The 18,978-nt window shown below is 63.9% G+C and carries 17 protein-coding genes, 1 pseudogene and 1 CRISPR repeat array; of the genes and pseudogenes, 5 read left to right on the top strand and 13 right to left on the bottom strand.

The features are described from left to right. Positions 1-11: 11 nt before the first annotated feature. From ACN0X6_RS06285 to ACN0X6_RS06255, 7 genes are all read right to left on the bottom strand, one after another. Positions 12-1,115, bottom strand: coding sequence for an ABC transporter ATP-binding protein (locus ACN0X6_RS06285; protein WP_417702775.1), 1,104 nt, complete (start codon positions 1,113-1,115; stop codon positions 12-14). A gap of 15 nt (positions 1,116-1,130) precedes the next feature. Continuing rightward, positions 1,131-1,964 (bottom strand): carbohydrate ABC transporter permease, encoded by an 834-nt coding sequence (locus ACN0X6_RS06280; RefSeq protein ID WP_417702774.1) that lies wholly within the window; start codon positions 1,962-1,964, stop codon positions 1,131-1,133. 10 nt (positions 1,965-1,974) lie between these two features. After that, positions 1,975-2,907: a carbohydrate ABC transporter permease gene (locus ACN0X6_RS06275; protein WP_100546650.1), complete on the bottom strand. Its 933-nt coding sequence runs from the start codon at positions 2,905-2,907 to the stop codon at positions 1,975-1,977. Positions 2,908-3,154: 247 nt separating this feature from the next. After that, positions 3,155-4,465: an ABC transporter substrate-binding protein gene (locus tag ACN0X6_RS06270; protein WP_417702773.1), complete on the bottom strand. Its 1,311-nt coding sequence runs from the start codon at positions 4,463-4,465 to the stop codon at positions 3,155-3,157. A 227-nt stretch (positions 4,466-4,692) separates the two neighbouring features. Continuing rightward, positions 4,693-5,598, bottom strand: coding sequence for an AraC family transcriptional regulator (locus ACN0X6_RS06265; RefSeq protein ID WP_417702772.1), 906 nt, complete (start codon positions 5,596-5,598; stop codon positions 4,693-4,695). A 151-nt stretch (positions 5,599-5,749) separates the two neighbouring features. Then, entirely contained in the window at positions 5,750-6,811 is a 1,062-nt protein-coding gene (locus tag ACN0X6_RS06260; protein WP_417702771.1) for a PA0069 family radical SAM protein, read from the bottom strand. Between the two features lie 76 nt (positions 6,812-6,887). Then, positions 6,888-7,874, bottom strand: a complete 987-nt coding sequence (locus ACN0X6_RS06255; protein WP_192984487.1) for a bile acid:sodium symporter family protein — start codon at positions 7,872-7,874, stop codon at positions 6,888-6,890. An 81-nt stretch (positions 7,875-7,955) separates the two neighbouring features. Here ACN0X6_RS06255 and ACN0X6_RS06250 point away from each other — a divergent pair, with 81 nt between their 5' ends. After that, positions 7,956-8,747 carry an AraC family transcriptional regulator gene (locus ACN0X6_RS06250; protein ID WP_417702770.1) on the top strand — a complete coding sequence of 264 codons (792 nt, stop codon included), beginning with the start codon at positions 7,956-7,958 and terminating at the stop codon, positions 8,745-8,747. Between the two features lie 105 nt (positions 8,748-8,852). Here the strand turns inward: ACN0X6_RS06250 and ACN0X6_RS06245 are convergent, their stop codons facing one another. Continuing rightward, positions 8,853-9,140 carry a YheV family putative zinc ribbon protein gene (locus ACN0X6_RS06245; protein ID WP_417702769.1) on the bottom strand — a complete coding sequence of 96 codons (288 nt, stop codon included), beginning with the start codon at positions 9,138-9,140 and terminating at the stop codon, positions 8,853-8,855. Further along, on the bottom strand, positions 9,137-11,185 hold the full coding sequence (gene prlC, locus ACN0X6_RS06240) for an oligopeptidase A (protein WP_417702768.1): 2,049 nt from the start codon (positions 11,183-11,185) through the stop codon (positions 9,137-9,139). Before prlC ends, ACN0X6_RS06245 begins: the two co-directional genes overlap by 4 nt. Before the next feature lie 129 nt (positions 11,186-11,314). Between prlC and ACN0X6_RS06235 the strand changes: the two genes are divergently transcribed. Together ACN0X6_RS06235 and ACN0X6_RS06230 are read left to right on the top strand one after the other, a co-directional pair. Next, complete coding sequence (locus tag ACN0X6_RS06235; RefSeq protein WP_417702767.1) at positions 11,315-11,857, top strand: gamma carbonic anhydrase family protein; 543 nt, start codon at positions 11,315-11,317, stop codon at positions 11,855-11,857. Further along, entirely contained in the window at positions 11,854-12,354 is a 501-nt protein-coding gene (locus ACN0X6_RS06230) for a GNAT family N-acetyltransferase (protein WP_417702766.1), read from the top strand. Before ACN0X6_RS06235 ends, ACN0X6_RS06230 begins: the two co-directional genes overlap by 4 nt. Before the next feature lie 60 nt (positions 12,355-12,414). Further along, positions 12,415-12,922: direct repeats of the CRISPR family, unit length 28 nt; unit sequence TTTCTGAGCTGCCTACGCGGCAGTGAAG. 129 nt (positions 12,923-13,051) lie between these two features. Here ACN0X6_RS06230 and cas6f read toward each other — a convergent pair. The 4 genes and pseudogenes from cas6f to csy1 all read right to left on the bottom strand — a co-directional run bounded on the left by cas6f (position 13,052) and on the right by csy1 (position 16,998). Beyond that, positions 13,052-13,615, bottom strand: coding sequence for a type I-F CRISPR-associated endoribonuclease Cas6/Csy4 (cas6f, locus tag ACN0X6_RS06225; protein WP_417702765.1), 564 nt, complete (start codon positions 13,613-13,615; stop codon positions 13,052-13,054). A 2-nt stretch (positions 13,616-13,617) separates the two neighbouring features. Continuing rightward, a complete protein-coding gene (csy3, locus tag ACN0X6_RS06220) occupies positions 13,618-14,637 on the bottom strand; it encodes a type I-F CRISPR-associated protein Csy3 (RefSeq protein ID WP_417702764.1) in 1,020 nt (339 codons plus the stop codon). A 5-nt stretch (positions 14,638-14,642) separates the two neighbouring features. Beyond that, on the bottom strand, positions 14,643-15,644 hold the full coding sequence (gene csy2 / locus ACN0X6_RS06215; protein WP_417702763.1) for a type I-F CRISPR-associated protein Csy2: 1,002 nt from the start codon (positions 15,642-15,644) through the stop codon (positions 14,643-14,645). Then, positions 15,637-16,998: pseudogene (csy1, locus tag ACN0X6_RS06210) on the bottom strand (type I-F CRISPR-associated protein Csy1). Before csy1 ends, csy2 begins: the two are co-directional and overlap by 8 nt. Positions 16,999-17,274: 276 nt before the next feature. Between csy1 and ACN0X6_RS06205 the strand changes: the two are divergent. Together ACN0X6_RS06205 and ACN0X6_RS06200 are read left to right on the top strand one after the other, a co-directional pair. Next, positions 17,275-17,616, top strand: a complete 342-nt coding sequence (locus ACN0X6_RS06205) for a helix-turn-helix transcriptional regulator (RefSeq protein ID WP_417702762.1) — start codon at positions 17,275-17,277, stop codon at positions 17,614-17,616. Then, on the top strand, positions 17,616-18,881 hold the full coding sequence (locus tag ACN0X6_RS06200) for a type II toxin-antitoxin system HipA family toxin (protein WP_417702761.1): 1,266 nt from the start codon (positions 17,616-17,618) through the stop codon (positions 18,879-18,881). Before ACN0X6_RS06205 ends, ACN0X6_RS06200 begins: the two co-directional genes overlap by 1 nt. Positions 18,882-18,978: the final 97 nt, after the last annotated feature.

The following is an 18,978-nucleotide window of genomic DNA, read 5'->3' as shown; positions in this document are numbered from 1 at the left end:
GTGGCGCGGCGTCAGGCGGCCTGCTGCAGTGGTTTGGCGACGGCCTGGCCGTCGGCGTCGAAGAGGTGGCAGTGCGCCGTGTCGAAATCCAGCGTCAGGGCCTCGCCATAACGCGGTGCGAAGTCGCCGCGTACGCGCACCGTGAGCATCTCGCCCGAGGCGCAGCGCACGTGGCAGAAGGTGTCGCTACCGAGGCGCTCGCTGACGTCGGCGCTCACCTGCATGCGGCCGGCATCGGCGCTGACCACGTTGAGGTGTTCCGGGCGCACGCCCAGGGTCACGCTGCTGCCGACGCTGAGGCCGGCGGGGGACAGCGGCAGCGTCAGGTGCGTGCCGCATTCCAGTTGCACGTCGCAACTGTCGACCGCGACGCTGCTCAGGTTGCCGCGCAGAAAGCCCATCTTCGGTGTGCCGAGAAAACCGGCGACGAACAGGTTGGCCGGGTGGTGATACAGCTCCAGCGGCGAGCCGACCTGCTCGACGCGCCCGCCGTTGAGCACCACCACCTTGTCGGCCAGGGTCATGGCTTCGACCTGATCGTGGGTCACGTAGATCATGGTCGCCTGCAGGTCCTTGTGCAGCCGCGCCAGCTCCAGGCGGGTCTGTACGCGCAGGGCGGCGTCGAGGTTGGACAATGGCTCGTCGAACAGGAAGATCTTCGGGTTGCGCACGATGGCGCGGCCGATGGCCACGCGCTGGCGCTGGCCACCGGAGAGCTGCTTGGGCTTGCGTTCGAGCAGCGCGTCGAGCTGCAGGATGCGCGCCGCGTTGGCGACCTTGGCCTCGACCTCCTGCTTGCCCACCCGGGCCAGGTCGAGGGCGAAGGACAGGTTCTTGCGCACGGTCATGTGCGGGTACAGCGCGTAGGTCTGGAACACCATGGCCAGGTCGCGGCGTGCCGGGGCCATGTCGGTGATGTCCTGGCCATCGAGTTCGATATGGCCGCTGCTGACCTCTTCGAGCCCGGCGATCAGGCGCAGCAGGGTGGATTTACCGCAGCCCGAGGGGCCGACGAAGACCACGAACTCGCGGTCGCGGATGTCCAGATCGACGCCCTGGATGATCGCCGTGCCGTCGAAGCCTTTTTGCAGATTGCGGATTTTCAGATCAGCCATGTGGAAAGTCTCCCGTTATTTCACGGCGCCGAAGGACAGGCCGCGTACCAGTTGTTTTTGGCTGATCCAGCCGACGATCAGGATGGGCGCGCAGGCCAGGGTCGAAACGGCGGAGAGCTTGGCCCAGAACAGGCCCTCGGGGCTGGAGTAGGAGGCCACCAGGGCAGTCAGCGGGGCGGCGGCGGAGCTGGTCAGGTTGAGCGACCAGAATGCTTCGTTCCAGCACAGGATCAGCGACAGCAACATGATCGAAGCCAGGCCGCCGCGAGCGATCGGCAGCAGCACGCGGACGATCTCCTGCCAGGTGGTGGCACCATCCAGGCGCGCCGCTTCGAGGATGTCCACGGGGATGTCCTTGAAGTAGGTGTACACCATCCACACGATGATCGGCAGGTTGATCAGGGTGTAGATGATGATCAGCGCCAGGCGTGAATCGAGCAGGCCGAACTGCTTGGCCAGCAGGTAGATCGGTACCAGCACGCCGACCGGCGGCAGCATCTTGGTCGACAGCATCCACAGCAGCGTGCGCTTGGTGTGGCGCGTTTCGAAGAAAGCCATGGAGTAGGCGGCCGGTACGGCCAGGAGCATGCACAGCAGCGTCGCCGAGACGGAGATCAGCACCGAGTTCCAGGCGAAGGCGAAGTAGTCGCTGCGCTCGTTGATGTGCAGGTAGTTCTCCAGCGTCGGGGTGAAGATGAACTGCGGCGGCGTGGCGAAGGCGTCGATCTCGGTCTTCAGGCTGGTCAGCACCATCCAGAAGATCGGGAAGAAGATCACCGCGGCAATCGCCCAGGCCAGGGCACCGATGATCAGGCTCTGCAGGCGACGGGATTGTTTCAGCGTCAGCATCTCAGGGCCCTCACTGCTTGTCGGTCAGGTTCTTGCCGATCATGCGGATCAGCACGATGGCGGCGATGTTGGCGATCACCACCGCGATCAGTCCGCCCGCCGAGGCCATGCCGACGTCGAACTGCAGTAGCGCCTGGGTGTAGATCAGGTAGGCGAGGTTGGTCGACTCGTAACCTGGGCCGCCGCTGGTGGTGGTGTAGATCTCGGCGAATACCGAGAGCAGGAAGATGGTCTCGATCATCACCACCACGGCAATCGGCCGCGCCAGGTGCGGCAGGGTCAGGTGCCAGAAGATGGCGATGGGGCCGGCGCCATCGAGGCGCGCGGCTTCCTTCTGTTCCTGATCCAGCGACTGCATGGCGGTCATCAGGATCAGGATGGCGAACGGCAGCCACTGCCAGGACACGATCATGATGATCGAGAACAGCGGGTGGTGCGCCAGCCAGTCCACCGGTTGGGCGCCGAAGAACTGCCAGATGGCGGCGAGAATCCCGGAAACCGGGTGGAAGATCAGGTTCTTCCACAGCAGCGCGCTGACCGTGGGCATGATGAAGAACGGCGAGATCAGCAGCACCCGCACGATGCCCCGGCCGAAGAACTCGCTGGCTTCGAGCAGTGCGGAGATCAGCACGCCGAACACCACGCTGATCAGCAGCACGCTGCCCACCAGCAGCACGGTATTGCCGGCGCCGGAAAGAAAGGCGGCATCGGTGACGAAGTATTCGAAGTTCTCCAGGCCGACGAAATCGTTCTCGCCGGGGTACAGCAGGTTGTAGCGGATCAGCGAGAAATAGACGGTCATGCCCAGCGGCACGATCATCCAGATCAGCAGCAGGGCCACCGAAGGGCTGACCAGAAACCAGCCGGGGGCCAGACGTCGGGGCTTGCGCGCCACCGGCGTACTGGCCTGCGCGGCGGGGGTATCGATGGCCGGAGAATTCATCATGCCTCCGAGGGCGGATGGGTGGTGAGGTATGGCGGATGGCGCGTTACGTAGGGTGGACAACGCTCTTTTTGTCCACCGTTGGCGACATGGAGCGGTGGACAAGCTTCGCGTTGTCCACCCTACGTCCTACGCTCCGCGTTGGAATGCATCCTCGGGCGCTCTGCGCCCCGTGACACCGAGTCAGCGGACGCGGAGCGCCCTCGCATGCGCTCCCACGCAGAGCGTGGGAGCGATCCTGGTGGTGTTACTTCGGATACCCGGCGCGCTTCATTTCCCGCTCGGTGCTCTGCTGTGCAGCCTGCAGGGCCTGCTCCGGTTGCATCTGCCCGGTGAGCGCGGCGGTGAACAGCTTGCCGACGCTGGTGCCGATGGCCTGGAACTCGGGGATGGTCACCAGCTGGATGCCCACGTAAGGCACCGGCTTGGCGCTGGGGTGGGCCGGGTCGAGCTTCTTCAGCGAGTCCAGGGTGACCTTGGCGAACGGTGCGGCCTGCATGTAGGCCTCGCTGTAGGTCGAGGCGCGGGTGCCTGGCGGTACGTTGGCCACGCCATCCTTCTCGGCGACCAGCTCGGCATAGGCCTTGGAGGTGGCCCAGGCACTGAAGGTCTTGGCGGCGTCCTTGGCCTTGGAGCTGGTGGGAATCGCCAGGGCCCAGGAGTACAGCCAGGAGGCGCCCTTGTCGGTGACCTGGATCGGCGCGAAGCTGAAGCCTACCGAGTCGGCCACCTTGCTCTGCGAGGTGTCGGTGACGAAGGAGCCGGCCACGCTGGCATCGACCCACAACGCGCACTTGCCACTGTTGAACAGCGCCAGGTTCTCGTTGAAACCGTTGCTGGAGGCGCCGGGCGGGCCGTACTTCTTCATGTTGTCGACGTAGAAGTTGAGCGCGTTCTTCCATTCGCTGCCGGTGAATTCAGGCTGCCACTGCTCGTTGAACCAGCGCGCACCATGGGCATTGGCCAGGGTGGTGATCAGCGCCATGTTCTCGCCCCAGCCGGCCTTGCCGCGCAGGCACAGGCCGTACTGGCCCTTGTCCGGCTGGTGCAGCTTGCCGGCGAACTCGGCCATCTGCTCCCAGGTGGGCTGCTCGGGCATTTCCAGGCCGGCCTGCTCGAACAGGTCCTTGCGGTAATAGGTGATAGAGGCTTCGGCATAGAACGGCAGGGCGTACAGCGTGCCCTTGGCGGAGAGGCCCTCGCGTACCGAGGGGAAGACATCGTCGAGGTCGTAGTCGGCCGGCAGCTCGGTCATCGGCTCCAGCCAGCCTTTCTCGCCCCACAGCGCCGCTTCGTACATGCCGATGGTGAGCACGTCGAACTGGCCGCCCTGGGTGGCGATATCGGTGGTCAGGCGCTGGCGCAGCACGTTCTCCTCGAGCACCACCCACTTCAGGCGGATGTCGGGGTTCTGTTCTTCGAAGGTCTTGGCGAGCCGCTGCATGCGGATCATGTCGCTGTTGTTGACCGTGGCGATGGTCAGGGTTTCAGCGCCCTGGGCGATCACGGTGAGGGACAGGCAAGAGGCTGCAACGAGGGCTTTGATCGAGTTGTTCATGCTTGTGAACTCCTCTCCCGCGCCATTACGGCTACGGAAGAACGTTATTGTTTTTGTTTGGCTCGGGCCGGATTACACCCCCGCAGGCCTGCACGAACAAATCCTTGAACGCACAGTGATCGATACTTTTTTGCACCGGCTGGGCGGCAAGAAACCGGCTGGCTACGGGATGGAGCTCTCTGGCATGAGGGGTTTAGCTCAGGCCGGGGTAGAGAACGGCTGCCGATTCAGTACAGGTTTTGCTCGGTCAGGCGCTGCACTGCGAGCCTGCGATAGCCCGAGGGTGTCATGCCCTTGAGCTGCTGGAAGCGGCGGTTGAAGTTGGAAATGTTGCTGAAACCGGACTCGAAGCACACGTCGGTCACTGGCTTGTCGCTTTTGCTCAGCAGCTCGCAGGATTTGCTCACCCGCAGGCGATTGACGAATTCGACGAAGCCGCGCCCGGTGGCCTGCTTGAAGAAGCGCGAAAAGTAGGTGGTGGTCATGCTCAGGTGCTCGGCGACTTCCTCCTGGCTGATGCCCTGCGCGTAGTGCTGGAAGATGTAGTCCACCGCCCGGTTGATGCGCTCGACGTGCTGCTCGTCGCCCAGCTCCGACGAGGTCACGGCCGAGAGCAACTGGTAATCCTCGCTGCCGGCGAGCAGCTCCATGAGGATGAAGAAATGGCCCAGGCGGGTAATGCCTCCGCTGCTGGCGATCTTGCCCATCAGCACGCCGGCTTCGCGTATCAACTGCGGGTCGCGGAACTCGATGCCGAACTGCGCGCGGGCCAGCAAGGGCTGCAGGGTCTTGAGCTCGGCGAACGCGGCGGTACCGCTCTCCAGCACTTCATCGGTGAAGTTGACCAGCATGTCGCGAGTTTCCACCACCTCGCCTTCCTCGACCTGGCTGATCCAGTTGTGCGGCAGGCCAGGGCCGGTGAGGAACAGGGTGTAGGGGGAGAAATTGCCGATGTAGTCGCCGATGAACACCTTGCCGGAGCTGGCGACGATCAGGTGCAGCTCGTATTCCTTGTGGAAGTGCCAGCGCACCAGCGGCGAGGGAAAGCCGTGCTGACGGTAGATCAGCGAGTGGCCTTCATGGTCGTCCATCAGTTCGTAGGAGGGGTCGGCTACGCGGGATGTGCGGGTCATGGTCGTCGTCGGTCAATGCCTCGGGAAGGGGCTGTACGAAAAAAACCTGCGCTCGCTGATGCTTCGTTCAAAAACGCTTCGCCTGGCCTTCGCCCGGAGACTTTTCGTAAGGACTCTGCCACGTTTTAACATATCGAGACGTGCTGCCAAGTCAGAGCAGGCTCAATTGCGCACCTGGCGGACAGAACTGCGAACAGTCCAGCACCACGCTACCCCGCTGATCCAGGCCGAGCCTGCGCCGCGCCAGGCGAAAGCGCTGCTCCAGCAGGTCGGCGAACTGGCCTTCGCCGCGCATGCGGCTACCGAAGCGGCTGTCGTAGTGCTTACCGCCACGACTCTGGCGAATCAGGCTCATGACGTGGGCGGCGCGATCCGGAAAGTGCACCTGCAGCCATTGCTCGAACAATCCGGCGATCTCCAGCGGCAGGCGCAGCAGCACATAACCGGCCGAGCGGGCGCCGGCATCACGGGCGGCTTCCAGTAGTGCCTCCAACTCCATGTCGTTGATCTGCGGAATCATCGGCGCGCAGATGGCGCTGACTGGCACACCCGCTTCGTGCAGCGTGCGCATCGCGCGCAGGCGCGCCGCTGGGGCGGCAGTGCGCGGCTCCATGATGCGTTTCAGGTCGTCATCCAGGGTGGTCAGGCTGAAGGCCACGCTGACCAGGTTGTGGCTGGCCAGCTCGCTGAGCAGGTCGAGGTCGCGCAGGATCAGCGAGCCCTTGGTGATGATGTGCAGCGGGTGCTTGTAGCGCAGCAGGATTTCCAGGGCCTGGCGGGTCAGGCGCTGTTCGCGTTCGATGGGCTGGTAGGCGTCGGTGTTGATGCCCAGGGCGATGGGCTGCGGCACGTAGCCGGGCTTCTGCAACTGCTCTTCGAGGCGCTCGGCCAGGTTGGTCTTGGCGATCAGGCGGGTTTCGAAGTCGATGCCGGGTGACATGTCCCAGTAGGCGTGAGTCGGCCGGGCGAAACAATAGATGCAGCCGTGCTCGCAGCCACGGTAGGGGTTCACCGAGCGGTCGAAGCCGACGTCCGGCGAGTTATTACGGGTGATCGCCGTCTTCGCCTTCTCCTTGCGCACTTCGGTGGCGCGACTTGGCGGTGTTTCGTCCTGATACCAGCCGTCGTCTTCCTGCTCCGAACGGGTCGGCGCATAGCGGTTGTGCGGATTGCTGGCGGTACCACGGCCACGTGGCGGCAGGCTGACGGACATGCTCGGACTCCAAAATATACTGTATAAAAATACAGCTATCTGGAGCCCGAGCAAGTCCCTTCTGTCGCGGCGTCGATCAAACGGTCGCTATTTGCGGCGCTTCCTCGCGCTTGGCATAACGCTGCGCCAGCACCGCGCAGACCATCAGCTGGATCTGGTGGAAGAGCATCAGCGGCAGGATCAGTACGCCGATGGTGCTGCCGGCGAACAGTACCTGGGCCATGGGTACACCGGTGGCCAGGCTCTTCTTCGAGCCGCAGAAGAGGATGGTGATGCGGTCTTCCAGGCTGAAACCGAGCCACTTGCCCAGCAGGTGGGTCAGCACCAGGGCCAGGGCCAACAGCACGCAGCAGGCGGCTATCACGGTCAGCAGGGTGACCAGCGGCACCTGCTGCCACAGGCCGCCAATCACTGCGGCGCTGAAGGCGGTGTAGACCACCAGCAGGATCGAACTCTGGTCGACGTATTTCAGCCAGCTCTTGTTCTGGTTGACCCAGCCGCCGATCCAGCGCTGAGCGATCTGGCCGAGAACGAAGGGCAGCAGCAACTGCAGGCTGATCTTGCCGATGGCGTCGAGGGTCGAGCCGTTGTCGCCTTGTACGCCCATCAGCATGGCCACCAGCAGCGGGGTGACGAAGATACCGAGTAGGCTGGAGGCCGCCGCGCTGCAGATAGCCGCCGGGATGTTGCCGCGCGCCAGCGAGGTGAAGGCGATGGCCGATTGCACGGTGGCCGGCAGGGCGCACAGGTAGAGCATGCCCAGGTACAGCTCTTTACCCAACAGCGGCTCAAGCGCTGGTCTGAGCGCCAGGCCGAGCAGCGGGAAGAGGATGAAGGTGCAGGCGAACACCAGCAGGTGCAGGCGCCAGTGCCCGGCGCCAGCGAGAATCGCCTGACGCGACAGTTTGGCGCCGTGCATGAAGAACAGCAGGGCAATGGCCAGGTTGGTGATCCACTCGAAGATCGTCGCAATCTGGCCGCTGGCAGGCAGCAACGTGGCGGCGAGCACCACGGCAAGCAGGGTCAGGGTGAAATTGTCGGGCAGCAGGCGGCGCAGGAACATGGCGAATCTCGGGCTTGCGATACAGGAGGGCGCCAGACTATCGTCGTCGAAAATTTCCGGCTAACGCTAAAGAGCCAGCAAGTGTCGCCAAACAGACATCCCACCACCCTGCATCGCAGCCTGCCCGAGCTGCCCAGACTGCCTCGGCCGCTGTATGGCCGCACCGAATCACTGACCAACCGGGCCCTGACCTTCCGCCATACCCACCCCTGGGTGCAGCTGTCCTACGCCATCGCCGGGGTGCTCGAGGTGCAGACCGCTGGCGCCCGCTTCGTCGCCCCGCCGCAGCGGGCGGTGTGGGTGCCGGCGGGTGTCGAGCATCAGGTATTCAGCTCGCCGCGTACCGAGATGCGCAGCCTGTACATCGACGGCAGTGCGGTGCCCTGGGGGCCGGCCGAGTGCCGGGTGCTGGCGGTCAGCCCGCTGTTGCGCGAGCTGATTCGCGGTTTCAGCGCGTTGCCGGCCGAATACGACGAGCAGGGCGCGCCGGGCAGGTTGGCGGCAGTGCTGCTGGACGAGCTGCGCGCTGCACCAGACGTGGCGTTGGTGTTGCCGCTGCCGCAGGATGCGCGGCTGCGCGAGGTCTGTCAGGGGCTTGAGGATGCGACGCTGCGCCAGCTTGGCCTGGGCGAATGGGGCGAGCGCCTGGGTGTTTCGGAAAAGACCCTGAGCCGGCTGTTCCTGCGCGAGACGGGTCTGAGTTTCCGCGTGTGGCGTCAGCGCCAGCGCCTGCTCGATGCGCTGACCCCGCTGGAGCAGGGCGAGCGCGTCACCGACGTGGCGCTGGCCTGCGGCTACGACTCGCTATCGGCCTTTATCGCCGCCTTTCGCCGCCAGTTCGGCGCAACACCGGGGGAGTTCTTCCGCGATTAACCTACCGAGCGGCCGTTGCGTAGCCCGGATGCAATCCGCGGAATGCTTGGCACACTGCCCCGGATTGCATCCGGGCTACGCGCTGCGGCGCCGCTAACCCACGCGTCACTCGCTCGGCTTCTTCAGCTTCGGGTTGGGGAAGAACTGCACGGCCTGCACGTTGGGGTCGGCCGCCTTGGGCTTCAGGCCGCTGACGTTGACCCGCGTGGGGATCTCCTTGGGCACCGAGTTGCCGCGTGCGTCGAGGGTGTCGGCGTAGCCGCACTTGACGCATTCGCGGTGCGGCACGCCGTCGACGTTCCACATCTTGATGCTGTCGGTTTCGCTGCACGCCGGGCACACGGCGCCGGCTATGAAGCGTTTCGGCGTGCTGTTTATAGGAGCATCGCTCATGCCGCCTCCTGGCTCAGACCAAGGTGACGCAGCAGGGCGTCGATGCTCGGCTCACGGCCGCGGAAGTCGACGAACAGTACCATCGGCGCCTGCGAGCCGCCACGGGCCAGGATCGCTTCGCGGAAGGCGCGGCCGGTATCGGCGTTGAACACGCCTTCTTCCTCGAACTTGGAGAAGGCATCGGCGCTGAGCACTTCGGCCCACTTGTAGCTGTAGTAACCGGCTGCATAGCCGCCGGCGAAGATGTGTGCGAAGCCATTGGCGAAGCGGTTGTAGGCCGGCGGGCGTAGCACCGAGACCTCGCTGCGGATCGCCTCGATCACGTCCAGCACGCTGCGGCCGTCGCCGTGAGTGGCGTGCAGTTCGAAGTCGAACAGCGAAAACTCCAGCTGGCGCACCATCATCAGCCCGGACTGGAAGTTCTTCGCCGCCAGCATCTTGTCCAGCATGGCCTGTGGCAGCGCCTCGCCGGTTTCAAAGTGGCCGGAAATCAGCGCCAGGCCTTCCGGCTCCCAGCACCAGTTTTCCATGAACTGGCTCGGCAACTCGACCGCATCCCAGGCCACGCCGTTGATGCCCGAGGCGCCGGCGTGCTCGACGCGGGTCAGCAGGTGGTGCAGGCCGTGGCCGAATTCGTGGAACAGGGTGGTGACCTCGTCATGGGTCAGCAGCGCCGGCTTGCCGCCGACCGGCGGGGTGAAGTTGCACACCAGGTTGGCTACCGGGGCGATCAGCTTGCCGTGGGCGTCGCGGCGCTTGTCGCGGGCGCCGTCCATCCAGGCACCGCCACGCTTGTTGGCGCGGGCGTAGAGGTCGAAGAAGAAACGCCCGACATGCTGGCCGTTCTCCTGAATCTCGAACAGGCGTACGTCCGGGTGCCAGGTGTCGAAGTCTTTCAGCTCGCGAATCTCGATGCCGTAGAGCTTCTGCACGATGGCGAACAGGCCGGTGAGCACCTTGTCCACCGGGAACCAGGCGCGCACTTCCTCCTGGGAGATGCTGTAGCGCTGCTGGCGCAGGCGCTCGCTGTAGTAGCCGACGTCCCAGCTCTGCAGGTCATCCAGGCCCTGCTCGGCGGCGAAGGCCTTGAGTTCGGTCAGGTCCTGCTCGGCGAAGGGCTTGCTGCGCACTGCCAGGTCGCGCAGGAAGCTCAGCACCTGGTCGGTGCTGTCGGCCATCTTGCTGGCCAGGCTCAGTTCGCTGTAGTGGGCGAAACCGAGCAGGCGCGCCAGCTCCTGGCGCAGGTCGAGAATCTCACTCATCAGCGGGCCGTTGTCGTTCTGCCCGGCGTTCGGCCCCTGGTCGGAGGCGCGGGTGCAGTAGGCGGCGTACACCTCTTCGCGCAGGGCGCGGTCGTCGGCGTAGGTCATTACCGCGTAGTAGCTGGGGAACTCCAGGGTGATCAGCCAGCCGTCCAGGCCCTTGGCCTCTGCGGCCTGTTTCATCTGCGCCTTGGCCGAATCGGTCAGGCCGTTCAGCACGGCTTCGTCGGTAACCTGCTTGGTCCAGGCCTGGGTGGCGTCGAGCAACTGGTTGGAGAACTTGCTGGTCAGCTCGGACAGGCGCATCTGGATCTCGCCGTAGCGCTTCTGCTGCTCGGCCGGCAGGTCGATACCGGACAGACGGAAGTCACGCAGAGCGTGTTCGAGGATGGTCTTCTGCGCCACGTCGAAATCGGCCGCAGCCGGGCTCTTGGCCAGCGCGTCATAAGCCTCGAACAGCGGCTTGTTCTGGCCCATTTCGGTCCAGTATTCCGACAGCTTGGGCAGGCAGGCCTCGTAGGCCGCGCGCAGTTCGGCGCTGTTGCATACCGCGTTGAGGTGGCTCACCGGGCTCCAGGCGCGGCCCAGGCGCGCGCCCAGCTCGTCCAGCGCCAGCACCAGGCCGTCCCAGCTCGGGTTGGCCTGCTGCTGTTCGAGCAGCTTGGCGATGGCGGCGCGACTGTCCGCCAGGATCTGGTCGACGGCGGGCTCGACGTGTTCCGGTTTGATCTGCGAGTAGGGCGGCAGGTCGAAGTCTTGCAGCAGGGGATTGTTCGCGGTCACGACGAGGCACCTGTGGCGAAGGAATGTGGGGTTGCGGCGCAGAGCGGCAATAATTCTGGCGCGATAGCAACCGACATGGGGGCCATCTTAATTAGAATCAAGCTTTCCCGCAGCTCAGGAGCTTCTATCGTGGCGATTCGCAAATACCAGCAGCATGCTCCGCAACTCGGTGAGCGCGTCTTCGTCGACGCTTCTGCCGTGGTCATTGGCGATGTCGAACTGGGCGAGGACAGCTCGGTCTGGCCAATGACCGTGATCCGCGGTGACATGCACCGCATCCGCATCGGTGCGCGCACCAGCGTGCAGGACGGCAGCGTGCTGCACATCACCCACGCCGGGCCGTTCAACCCGGATGGCTACCCGTTGATCATCGGTGACGAGGTGACGGTCGGGCACAAGGTCACTCTGCATGGCTGCACCCTGGGCAACCGCATTCTGGTCGGCATGGGCAGCATCGTCATGGACGGCGCGGTGGTCGAGGACGAGGTGATCATCGGTGCCGGCTCGCTGGTGCCGCCTGGCAAGCGCCTGGAAAGCGGCTACCTGTACGTCGGTAGCCCGGTGAAACAGGCGCGCCCGCTGACCGACAAGGAGCGCAACTTCTTCAGCTACACGGCCGGCAACTACGTGAAGCTCAAGGATCTGCACCTGGCTGAAGGCTATGACCAATGAGTGGTGAACTGAATATCCGCCCCATTGATGTGGCTGATTTCGATCAGGTCTGGCCGATCATCGAAAGCGTGGTGCAGGCGCAGGAAACCTACGCGTTCGACCCGCACATGGACCGCGACAGCGCCTGGAAACTCTGGGTGGAACTGCCGCGCGCCACCTTCGTTGCCGAACTGGACGGGCAGATTCTCGGCACCTACTACATCAAGGCCAACGCCGCCGGGCCGGGCGACCATGTGTGTAACTGCGGCTACATGACCGCCCCCGCTGCGCGTGGCCGAGGCATCGCCAGCCGGCTCTGCGTCCATTCGCTGGAGGTGGCGCGCGAGTTGGGTTTCAGCGCCATGCAGTTCAACAGCGTGGTGGCGACCAACACCGTCGCCGTGGCGCTCTGGCAGAAGCACGGCTTCGAGATCGTCGGCACCCTGCCCAGGGCCTACCGCCACGCCCAGCATGGCCTGGTGGACTGCCATGTAATGTTTCGCGCGTTGGGTGAGTGAGTCTGAAGCTGCCTGTGCGGCAGTGAATGGTCTCCCCCTTTCTTGCCAATCCGGGGTGTGCTTCTGAGCTGCTTACGCGGCAGTGAAGTGATTGATCCGTCTAGCGCTTCATATTCGCTATTTCTGAGCTGCCTACGCGGCAGTGAAGTCGGCGCTCTGGGAGTCGTTGATCGGATTACGTTTCTGAGCTCCCTACGCGGCAGTGAAGGCAAAATTGCGCACCTCTCGCTGTACCTTGTCTTTCTGAGCTGCCTACGCGGCAGTGAAGGTGGCACTCAGCACCATCACCACTTCGCCCGATTTCTGAGCTGCCTACGCGGCAGTGAAGGTCAGCTGGGCATCTGGCCCCGGGTTGATGTATTTCTGAGCTGCCTACGCGGCAGTGAAGCTCGGCAGCGGCGCAAACCTTGCCGTATGAATTTTCTGAGCTGCCTACGCGGCAGTGAAGGAGTGCGCCCTCTGCCTCCTCGATGCGATAGATTTCTGAGCTGCCTACGCGGCAGTGAAGGATCTGCTGGCGTTGCTCTTCGATCAGCTCTTTTTCTGAGCTGCCTACGCGGCAGTGAAGTAGAGCTCGGCAACCCTAACGTATTGATTGTTAAAGAACCATGCTGGTTTTGTGGCTGAGACCCCTTTTCCCGGAGCCGCTTGCAAGTACTTGATTTTGCGAGGGCTCCGTTTTGGGCTGGAAAAAGGGTCAGAACCAGGGGACGCTGGCCTGGGCGCTCAGGCCGTAGGCGCCGAAGGTGCCGGGAGTGGGGGTGTCGAGCAGCGGGCCGTGGCGGATAAACAGGCGGAAGCTGTGACCGCTGCCGTTGCTGCGCAAGGTGGCATAAGGCAGGTCGCAGCGTTTGCCGGCGCTGTCGGGGATGCGCTGGCGCGCCTCCGCCTCGTTGATGCCGTGACGCTTGATCAGGCGGCGGCGGGCGCGTTCCGGGTTGCTGTCCACCTGCACGCGGCTGACGCAACGCCAGCGCACCGGCGCAGGGATCGGCGCCAGTTCGCCCAAATGCAGGTGGTCGCGCATGCCGGTGAGCCAGTTCAGCGCCATCAGTTTGTCCAGCACCTCGGCACTGCCATGCAGGCGCAGGCGAGCGCCTAGGCCGTGGCTGGCGCTTTCCACATCCGGAAAGCTGATACCCACATCGCTGCGGCGCAGGTCGTGCAGGCCACGGTGCAGCTTGGCCAGCAGCGCGCTCATCAACTGCGTGGCCGGGAATTCCGGGTCGGGCAGCAGCTTGAGGTCGAGGTAGTGGTCCATGGCTAGCCCGCCTCGCCGAATACGCCACCGCGAATCAGGGTGGCCATGACGAAGTGCTGGTCGCCGATGCTGGGCACTTTGTCCTTGAGCAGCCAGTTGTCCAGCAGGTTGTAGAAGTCCGCCTTGGCCTTGGGTTGGCGATAGGCGCGGCCTTCGGTGGTGACCGAACCGTAGGGTTCGACGGCGATGGGGCCGAGTTCGCCGGCGTCCGGATACCAGGTGTCGATGGTGCGCAGGGCATTGCCGAGCTTTTGCGAGTGCATGCCGGCGACGCCGTCGACGCTGTACAGGGTCTTGCTCTTGTCGCCCTTGCCCCGGTCGAGGATCAGCTCCTGCGAGGGGAAGACTTCCTGGCCAGCACCCATGCGCACATACGCGGTGATGCCCAACAGCAGGTGACGCTCGCCGCTCAGGCCGGCAGCGATCAGCTTGGCCAGTTCGTCCAGCGCCGTGGCCGCCGGGCCGCTGGCGTCGAAGTTGCGCAGGGACAGGCCCAGCGCATCGAAGCTCCACTGCTTGGCCGCTTTGCCATCGATCAGGTGAGCAATCTGCACTTCCACCTGTTCGGCGCCGATACGGTTACGCCACAGGAAGCGGCCATTGGCCAGGTTGTGTGCGTAGCGACGTGCCAGTTCAGCGAAGCCGTGGCTGGCGACATAGCTCTGCACGGTGTCCAGCAGCTTCTGTCGGTAATCGGCATCGTTGCAGGCCGAGGGTGTGCCGGCGCCGCCGAGCACGCGCAGGGTGAAGCTGACGCGTAGCGTGTCGGCGTCATGCGACAGGGCCGCGACGTCGACGGTCTGCAGGTTGGGGTTCTCAATGGCGGCGTCGAGCTTGGCCGGATCCTGGTCTTTGGCCTTGAGGCGGTTGGAGATGGTGTCGCGCACGGATTTTTCCCGCACGGCGAGCGGCTGCCAGTTATCACGCGTCTGCCAGTCACCGGCATGAAACAGTGCATCGGAAGGGTCGAGCTTGCGCTCGAAGGCCAGGACGGAAGCAGTTTTCAGAGGGGCGGTGGTCATGATGGTCACTCCATGTCATCAGTGCAGATGGTTTGGCTGTAGAGGTTGTGGCAGCGGTACAGGCCGGCCTCGGGGTCGGCGCTGGCGTACCAGAGCAGGTCATCGACATCGCGCAGCCGGTGCGGGCTGAGCCATTGGCCGATGGAGTAGAGACTTTCAACGAAACGCAGCGGGGTTTGTCCGTCCCGCACGTTGGCCACGCTGCCGGCGGTTTGCAGTGGGCCGAGGGCGCCGTAACCGACCGGGATCGGCACCAGCCAGCCATTGGGCACTAGGCGCTGGGCGCGCCATTCGACTTTGGCAGGCTGGCTTTCGCTGGCCGGGCGGGCTTCCTGGGCGCGCAGGTTCAGGCGTGAAAGATCGAGCCAGGCATCGAGTAGATCGGCGCTGGCGTTGTCGTCACGCAGATGTTGCAGGTGGGGCTGTGGCAGGTCGTCGCGGCTGACCAGGGCAAAGCCCGGCAGCCAGCGGCGACGCAGGCGGCGGAACTGCTTGCTGCGCTCCTCGCCTTGTGCCAAAGGCTCCAGTAGCGGCTGGTGCTGCGGATCGAGGAACACGCTACCGCCGGCGATACGCATGCTGCCCAGCAGATTTGCGATTTCAGCGGCGATGGTGCGGCGCTTTTGCCAGTCGCCCTGCACCGGGTCTGGCTGGCCGTCTTCGCTATAGCCGCTGACGCCGAAGATCAGCGTGATATCCAGGTGGATACGCCCCTCTTCGACGATGGCGGCGGTTTCGCCGCGCTCGTTGACCGGGTTGCGGGTCAGGCGGAAGGCGCGTTGATAGCCCCCGGTGACCTGGGCGTCATGGCTATGGCAGACCACCCCGATGCTGTCGAACTGCAGGGCGAAACGCTCGTCGAGCTTGCGTTCGAGGGCTTGCATCAGGCCGATGAAAGCACTCATGGCGGGGAAGCCCCAAGTCAGCGGGCTGGAGATGGCATTGGCGTTCTGCACCCGCAGGTGGGGGACGATCAGCAGGCCGTTGGAGTCGGGCAGTTCACTCATGTTCGGCCTCCAGGTCGCGCTGTTCGCGCTCGAACTGATCGACCCAGGCTTGGTTCAGCCGGTCGAGGTCGAGCCACAGGGCGTTGCTGTCAGCCTGTTTGGCCCAGTAGCTATTCTCTACATCGCCGACCGAGAGCTTGCTGACCAACCGCGCATTGAGCCAGTTGGCGAAGCGCTCGCGAATTTCCGTGAGCCACTCCATGCGTCGCCATTCGCTGGCGAAGACGGCGTCGTGCTCGGCGCGGCGAAAATCCAGCCACAGCTGCTCGGCGCGGTTGAGGTTGCACTCGGGCTTGGCCGACCAGCCCGGATCGAAGGCCCAGAGTTCGGCTGCATACAGCAGCAGCTCGTCGATCAGCTCGGTGAGCAGTTCATCGCGGCTGTTGCGGGTATGCACGTTGGGTGGCGGGCCACTGAGCAGAAAATCGCGCAGGTGGCGCACCAGTTCTGCCACTGCCGGGCGCTGGCCGAAGGCAGGAAAGATAGAGCCGTCACGGGTACGGATCGGCAGGCGCACGTCACGCGGCTGCCAAGTGGGCGGCAGGGAGGCGAGCAGGTAGTTGTCGCCACGGCGCTCGCTGTTGAGCTGAGAGATGTTCTGCGGCTTGGTGCCGCCGAGCTTCTGCATGGCCAGGTCGGGGTACTCGTGGATCACACCAAGGTGCCACTGCTTGTCGCGGCGAGCCTGGCGCGCTTCCTTGGCCGGCTCGCCGAAGCGGTCGGCCTGGATACTCTGGTAGACCCGATGCGCCAGCGAGCTGGCATACAGCGGGGCGAGTAGGTGGTAGTGCTCATCGTTGCGCGGATTATCACCTACCAGCCAGTACAACTGCTTGCCGTGGGTGTGGGAGGCCAGGCCGTCGCGCGCACGGGTGATGCCGGTAAAGGCTGCAGCCAGGCTCCGGGCTTGCTCGTCATCTGTATGCAGCGCGGCAATGGCATCGGCATCTGCGGCCAACAGCAGGTCGAGCAGTGTCTGGCCGTCGTGCTCCAGCTTGAGCAGCTTGTAGACATCCAGCGCGGCGGCATTGCCCACCACATCGCCGGCAAAGTCGTCACCCAGGCAATGGCTGCCGACCAGCGCATGCTGCGGCAAGCTGTTCGGCAGGCACTAGAGGTTGGTGCCCTTGGCATCCGGGTGAATCGCCTTGAGCGTATGGGTCACCGCCTGGATCTGCCCGGCGCGGCGGGCGGCATCTTCCAACCATACGTCCGGGACGTATTGGGCAAGCAGGGTGGCGCGTTTGGGGTCGTCTTCGGCCAGGCCTTCGAGCTTGGTGGCCAGGCGTTCGGTGATAAAACCTTGGATGAGACTGCGGATTTCGCTTTGTCGGTAAGGAGAGGGGGCGTTCATAGCAACAAATCCTTGTGCTGGGAGGCAACACGAAAAGTAGCATTGTTTTGCCACTAATCTTGACTGCTCGTCTGTCTCAAAGTCATTGAGCTTTTTATGCTGCATTAGCTTTTAAAAGCAGCATTTATACTGCAAATAAATGCTTGTGAAGCTTAAAAGCTTCATTTAATAATGAAGCACATAAGGTTCAAGTAGATTTATTTGCAGCATAAAAGGCTCTTTTTATCCAATAGAGCCTTATCTGCTGCACTCTGGATAGAGCGAGTGAGGAGGCCCATGCGCAGCACAGTGCTGACCCAGATCAAACGCCGACGCCTGCAGCTTGGCCTGAAAGGTACGGATATGCCGTTGCGGGTGGGGTTGAATCGCCAGCAGTACGGCAAGATCGAGAAAGACGGTAACCCCAGCCTGGCTACCCTGGACAAGATCGCTGAAGGCCTGGACGCCACTCTGATGCTGATTCCCAAGGAGCTGGCGCGTCAGGTCGAGCAACTGCTGGAGGCCGGCCCCGCCAAGGCACAACAGAACTACGCCATGGACCGCTCGCCATCGCCTGCGCCTGGCGCGGGCGTCAAGGAAACCATCGAAGATCCCTGGCAAGATCTGGGTGACGACTGATGGCCGGCGAGCAGGTTTCGGCACTCAGGTTGACGCTGCATGGGCAGTTGGTGGGTTACGTGGCTGGCTATGCACATAACCGTACGGTGTTGTCGCTGGCGCCGTCGTTTGTTGAGGATGCCAACCGCCCGGCGCTGACCCTGTCACTGGCCAACCCGGCCACCTTCGCGGCCCGTGCTGGCAAGAGTTTCCCGGTGGCGACCAATATGCAACTGCACCCGCTGCTGAGCAACCTGCTGCCCGAAGGCGCGCTGCGCCAACTGCTGGCCCAGCGCTTGAAGGTCCATGAGCACAACGAGTTCCCGCTGTTGGTGCATCTGGGTGGCGACCTGCCCGGTGCGCTAATCGCCGAGCCGGTTGCTGCCGAGGCTATCCCGGATGCGGCCTTCGGTGACCGTGGGCGGCTCGACCGAGTGGCGGTGGATACCGTGGACCGGGTGGCGCATTTTTCCCTGGCGGGGGTGCAGATGAAGTTTTCCATGCACCAGCGCGATGGCCGTTACCAGCTAGGGGATGCGAATGCACCCGGTGACTGGATTATCAAAACGCCCTCTACGGTGCACGCCCATGTACCGCTCAACGAGTACACCAGCATGCAACTGGCGGCATTAGCCGGCGTGGATATACCGGAAATCCGTCTGGTAGAACTCGACAAGCTCGAGCGTCTGCCGCAGATCAAGCTGCCGGATGAAGGCTATGCCTACGGCATCCGCCGCTTCGATCGGGCCGAGGGCAAGCGCGTGCATGCCGAGGACTTCGCCCAGGTGCTGTTCGCCTATGCGGCGGACAAGTACCAGAAGGCCAGTTACGAACAGATCGCCCGGCTGATCTATCAGAACACCTACAGCGGCCAGCGCGACGTGGTGCAGATGGCTGTGCGCTTGCTGGTCAACATCCTGTTGGGCAACGGCGACGCGCATCTGAAGAACTGGAGCATTCTCTATCCCGATGGCGTGAACCCGGTGCTGTCGCCGGCCTACGACATCCTCTTCACCAAGGCCTATATCCCTGCCGAGCAGCACTACGCGCTGAACATGGCGCAGACCAAGCAGTGGTACGAGGTATCGCTCGAGCACTTCCGCCGCTGGGCCAAGCGCGCGGACCTGCCGGAGTCGCCGATTCTCTACAACCTCAAGGCCGCCCTCGATAAGGCTCGTGCGCTATGGCCGGCAGCCCTGCGCGACAGCCCCATGCACGAAGCGCACAAGGCCGTATTGCGTGAGCACTGGCAGGCGCTGCATTCGGACTTTCGGATCGACAGTTAGGCTCGCCACGCACGATGTAGGCGCGAATTCAATCGCGTTCCGCTGTGATAAGCGCGAACGAGGCAGGCCGTAGGGTGAGCAACGCGCAGCTTGCCCA

It is taken from the genome of Pseudomonas sp. (assembly GCF_048269965.1).
Lineage (GTDB): Bacteria > Pseudomonadota > Gammaproteobacteria > Pseudomonadales > Pseudomonadaceae > Aquipseudomonas.
The sequence above is the reverse complement of the archived record's forward strand: the minus strand, read 5'-3'. Positions and strand labels throughout refer to the sequence as shown.